We start from the raw sequence: 5,435 nt of genomic DNA, 5'->3' as shown, positions 1-5,435 counted from the left end.
TCGTCGGCAGCGTCAGATGTGTATAAGAGACAGTGCCTGTACTGCCTGGTCTACCTGTCTTGCCTGTACTGCCTGGTCTACCTGTCTTGCCTGTACTGCTTGGCCTACCTGTCTTGCCTGTACTGCCTTTATTTTTGTTAAAATCATTTGCCATAGTATCGGTCCCGTGTAATTAGGTTTAGAGTAACTCTTTTTTGCAATGAGAATTCGGTACACACCCAACCTCCCCTGATGGGCGGCAAATTCTCCGAGAAATCTAATTTCAAACTCCGTTCTCGTATTTCAAACTGATCCTGTTAACCTATTCCTGCTAACCTATTCCTGTAAATCCATTTCAAGCGGAGGATATTCGATATAGATCCGGAAACGAGAAGAAACCTTCCCGGCAATTCCGAAAAAGCCGAAAATAGCAGATATGGGTAGATAATTCTCCTGTAAAATAAAGAGGTAAAGCCCAATATTAAATGCACCCTTATATAAACCTAGACCCGAATTCTGAAAACCCGTATCCATTTCATGCATCTTCGGCTAAGTGAGGAATCATGATAATTACATCCATTCCCACAACATGGTTTTCAGGAACAAACTCTTCTAAGTTTAATGGAAGTAAAAATTGCTGTTTTTGATCGTACCTTTTAAACATTTTTCAAATTTAGGTAGATAATGTAAGATAGCCTGTCTATCTGACATTTCTTTTTTTCCATTTTTATTTCAACAAAAGGTAGTTTTCATGTACAGCAGCTAATTATTCTCCTCTCAGCTCAAGCCCTACTTTAACTCCCCTCATAACCGCTTCAGTAATCTGTTTTCCAAACTCCGTACTTGAGCCTGCATAAGGTATTTCCTTATTTTCCTGATTTCCAGGATCAGACCCTGAGGAACCCGTTTCATAGGCAACGATTACGGCATCCGTATTCGTGCCCAGGAAAGTGTATCCTTTTTCAAGAAGCGCAAGCCCTTTAGCTTCGGTGGCTGTGATGATCGCGCCGAAGAGAGCTGTTTCAGATAGTCTTGCTTTTGAGATTAGAATTATGTTTATGGTTCCTACCTTTGCTCTGAATTCCGAGCCGTTGCTTACGCCAGCGGTTATAAAGGCTGTTAGATAGTCGTCTTCAACGACCTGGAGGTATTCCATTTTGACAGCTGTAAGGAGACCGAAATTGGCTGTTTCAAGTCCCAGTTTCAGGGCTTCTTCTTTTACGAATTCCCGAGGATCAGGAGGGTTGAAGGTCCTTGGCACCTGTTTGTTGAAAAGATAGTTTACCCGTGCGCGGCCACCATTTAAGCCTGTGCTCACGGCTTCGAAATCGCCTTCGATTACAAGAGTGCTGTCTTTTACGTAGTATTGCATATAATGATCACGTTTTTTCCAGAGGATAATATGCTTAATGGTACCTCCCGAGATAATACTTCCCGAGATAATACTTTCAAGGAGAATACATTCCAGGATAATACATTCCAGGATAATACATTCCAGGATAATACTTTCAAGGATAATACTTCCCTATCAAATCTGGGGGGAAGGTTTGGAAAATGAAGTCGGCGGACCACAAGTTTAGCGGGGGAGCGTGTTACATTTTCTCTATTGCTTTCAGACAGTTCTTTGCTTCTCTCAGGAGATACTTTCTGTAACGTGCATTCCATTTTAAGATGGCAATTCTCAGCAGGCCATAAGCCATGTAAAATGGGATAACCCTGGTTATTTTATGAAATTCGTCTTCATCTCTGCTGTAATGCTTCAGGAAATGACGAATATATGGCTCTGCCCTCTGGCTCGATCCTTTCCGCGCAAAATAGTGCTTTAGCTCGGCGCAAAGTATCCCGAGGTCACATGCTAAATGCCCATGCCGGGATGCCAGTTCAAAATCAAGAAGAAATGGTCTTCCCCTATGGAAGATATAGTTTACAGGGGTGGAATCATTATGGGTCATACAGCCGCTTTCTCTGTCCAGCAGGGGACTCTGCCGCCATTTTTCAAGCAGATGTTTATACTTTTCTTTTTCATGCCGGTCTATTTTGAGATGCTTCAAAACATAAATAAATTTTGAAAATTCATTCTCTTTATCATAATATGTCTGCGTATTTTCATGAAGCTTTCTTAGCATACCTGCCACAAGTTCTAACTTTTCCTTAGGCTCTTTTCCGTGCTCAAAATACCAGAATAAAGACCTTCCAGGCACGTATTTGCTGACCAGGACGCAACAAAAATCGTTATGTATTGCGATCGGTTCCGGGACGTCAATTATTTTTCGGGCTTTTTTAAGGTATTCATATTCCTTTTTCATAAAAACGTAACTATCGTATTTTTTGATCATTCCCGTGGGTATTGCAAAAAATTTAGCTACAACACTGAATCCTTCCCCTTTAAACTCATATCTGCAGACCCTGTGCGATGCATGACTGAGTTTAAAGATACGGACTTTACAGTTTTTATTCCGTATTCTATCCCCGAGCACCTCGATAAGCCAGTCCCTGAAAACATGGCCGGGCTTTACGGTCCTGACGTATTCAAAGGATGCCAAGAAATCTCCCAGCATTCATTTTGTTTTGTATCCTGAAATTATTTGGCATATTGAAAAAAATGTTTGCATTGTTCAATTTTACATTGTTCTATTGATTTATGGGGTGAGCTACTTACAAGATTAAACACAAAAGTCTCAATAATTTTCCCAATCACAAAGAATGCGCCGTCTTTTTCAGATTTGATCAATAATTTATCCTAACTGCGTAATATATCTCTAATTATACTGATGAGGTCTTTCTTTTCAGGATAGAACCAGAAAGCAACATAACAGGGCAAAACAATTTCTAATTAGAGCTCATTATCAAAAATTCTAAACTGCCCTCTTTGACACCGCTTCTAATTTTTAATTTTTTACAATTGTTTGGACTTTTTGGATAACAACGTTTCTGGTTAAAATATTGTTATCCTGATTGGATCTTGAAAGTTTTAATAAATTTGAGAACTAGGCGTAATATAAAATTGAAGTGATATATGGAAAAACATCCCCTTGTATTGGAAAAAGATTCTTTATATAATACCATGTAGTATATTTGTTGATTTATATCTCTTTTTTTTGAAAATATCCAAATCCGTAAAGTGGGGAGTTAAGATGAAAGAAATGACATGTGATAAAACACACAGAGGGCATGCCCTCATAACATTTTTAGGACGAACGACGCTGGTGCTTTTAATGCTGGTAAGTATCGCAGGCGCAGCGCCATTTGCATATATTTCGAACTACGGCGACAATACTACCTCTGTAATTGATATCGCAACAAACAATGTTACCGCCACGGTGCCTGTAGGTGCGGGTCCTTATGGAGTTGCAATCACACCGGATGGAACAAAGGTATATGTGGCAAACGCTGACAGCAACAATGTTTCTGTGATTAACACAACAACCAACAATGTTACATCCACGGTGCCTGTAGGCGAATATCCTTGTGGAGTTGCAGTCACTCCGGATGGAACAAAGGTATATGTAGCGAACTCTGACAGCAATACTACTTCTGTGATTAATACAACAACCAACAATGTTACAGTCATAGTGCCTGTAGGAGTCTATCCTTGTGGAGTTGCAGTCACTCCGGATGGAACAAAGGTATATGTCGCCAGTTCAGCTTATATAGAGAACTCAGTTTACAATAGTACTGTCTCTATAATTGATACTGCGACAAACACTGTCACAGCCACGGTGCCTGTAGGATCCGGTTCTATGGGAATTGCAGTCAGTCCGGATGGAATGAAAGTATATGTAGCGAACTTCTACAGCAACACTACTTCTGTAATTGACACAGCCACAAACACTGTTAATGCCACGGTGGATGTAGGAATCAATCCTTGTGGAGTTGCAGTCACTCCGGATGGTACAAAGGTTTACGTGGCGAACGAATTAAGCGGTACTGTCTCCATAATTGACACAGCCACAAACACTGTTAATGCCACGATAAGTGTAGGAAATGGTCCTTTTGGAGTTGCGGTCACCCCGGATGGGACAAAGGTATATGTGACGAACTCTAACAGCAATACTGTCTCTGTAATTAACACGATAAACAACACTGTTACAGCCACGGTGCCTGTAGGAAAACTGCCTCTTTCCCTGGAACAGTTTATAGGGGGGCCAGTAGATGTTATAGGGGGACCAGTAGATGTTATAGGGGAGCCAGTAGATGTTATAGGGGAGCCAGTAGATGTTATAGGGGAACCAGTAAATGTAGGAATTGAAGATTATCTCCCAGACTATACCGGTGGCTCTGTCCTTAATATAGAAAATGAAGTTGGAATGGATATCGTCGTAGTCTGGACAAAGGTAGATTCCAAAAAACCCGTTTTCGTCGTGAACGTTCCCACAGGACAAACCCGCTCGGTTACAAGTCCTTCAGGTATTTTTGATGAATACCTCCGAGCAGGTTCATGGTATTATGTTCAACAGGATACTTTGAAATCCGGTTATGAATATAACATCAAATACTATTGGAAATCTAATGGACCCGGGCTTGAACCGATACCCGATAGCGAAGCTCCGGAAATATGATACAAAGCTTCATTCATTGATTCTCGGGTAAAAAATATTCATGCTTGAAGGGTGTCGATCAGATATCAGAAATCATCAGGAATCGTCTGCAGATTTTGCCTTCATTACCTGAAATCGGCACCTTCTTCCAGCTCAGGGACGGATTGAAAAAATGGCTCTTCAGCTGAGCAGTCTATTGAACACCAATTGAGAACCCATTTTCCTGAAGAAAGTTGCTTTTCTGACAAGCCACTCCTGTGTTTCAGGGTCATGTAGAGCACAAACATGTTGATCTTTTAAGTTTAGGGAATTTGTTCATTACTTGATAGGGAAAAACAACGAACGGGATCTTTTTAGCCCTGAATTTGGGGGGGGTCAGAGAGTTGTGATTCGAATCCACAAAATCCTTCGATTCTAGATCTTAAGTCCAACTGCATACAAATATTTATATATTTAGAGAGATGTTATTATCATTACTTAAATTGTGTGAACAGACCTCCCGCTTGAAATGTGCAATCAGGCGGGAAAACCCCAACAAAATATCTTTTTTATCTCTTTCCCTTGCTTGAAATTACTTTTTCGGAAAAAGAACAATTAAATTTTGATAGCTTCTAAAATAGGGAACAAATCAGGGGCACATGTGGATGTAGATATGCAGGTAGATTCGGAGAAACAACCCGGAAAAGATTTTGGCTCAGGCATGACCTGTAAACCACAAGAAAATTAAAAAAAATGATGTAAGAGGTGCGATTCGAACGCACGAACTCCTACAAGACCAGGCTCTAAATCATCTCATAGAGGCTTACAGGTATCCAGCAGTTTATTTACCTCTTCTCTTCAGGCATGTATCCTGGATTAAATTTTTTAGGATATAGTTGTGTCCTTTTTGGGTCCTTTTGTATCCAGTTCAGTGAGAAC

4 protein-coding genes are annotated in these 5,435 nt (G+C 40.5%); 2 read left to right on the top strand and 2 right to left on the bottom strand.

Annotated features, from left to right (window positions below):
* Positions 1-745 precede the first annotated feature (745 nt).
* The gene (gene cbiZ / locus EO95_RS10760) at positions 746-1,351 is read right to left on the bottom strand and encodes an adenosylcobinamide amidohydrolase (RefSeq protein ID WP_048134685.1); all 606 of its coding nucleotides are present in this window, start codon (positions 1,349-1,351) and stop codon (positions 746-748) included.
* Positions 1,352-1,571: 220 nt separating this feature from the next.
* On the bottom strand, positions 1,572-2,522 hold the full coding sequence (locus EO95_RS10755; RefSeq protein WP_235282972.1) for a phosphotransferase: 951 nt from the start codon (positions 2,520-2,522) through the stop codon (positions 1,572-1,574).
* A 591-nt stretch (positions 2,523-3,113) separates the two neighbouring features.
* On the opposite strand from EO95_RS10755, the gene EO95_RS10750 reads away from it, so the two are divergent.
* Positions 3,114-4,538, top strand: a complete 1,425-nt coding sequence (locus EO95_RS10750) for a beta-propeller fold lactonase family protein (protein ID WP_048134683.1) — start codon at positions 3,114-3,116, stop codon at positions 4,536-4,538.
* 580 nt (positions 4,539-5,118) lie between these two features.
* Entirely contained in the window at positions 5,119-5,244 is a 126-nt protein-coding gene (locus EO95_RS18480) for a hypothetical protein (protein ID WP_255350184.1), read from the top strand.
* Positions 5,245-5,435 lie beyond the last annotated feature (191 nt).

It is taken from the genome of Methanosarcina sp. 1.H.T.1A.1 (genome assembly GCF_000979295.1).
In the GTDB taxonomy this organism is placed as follows: domain Archaea; phylum Halobacteriota; class Methanosarcinia; order Methanosarcinales; family Methanosarcinaceae; genus Methanosarcina.
The sequence above is the reverse complement of the archived record's forward strand: the minus strand, read 5'-3'. Positions and strand labels throughout refer to the sequence as shown.

Coding starts and splice junctions, on each gene's coding strand:
- cbiZ (WP_048134685.1), bottom strand. CDS start 1,351: ATGCAATACTACGTAAAAGACAGCACTCTTGTAATCGAAGGCGATTTC.
- EO95_RS10750 (WP_048134683.1), top strand. CDS start 3,114: ATGAAAGAAATGACATGTGATAAAACACACAGAGGGCATGCCCTCATA.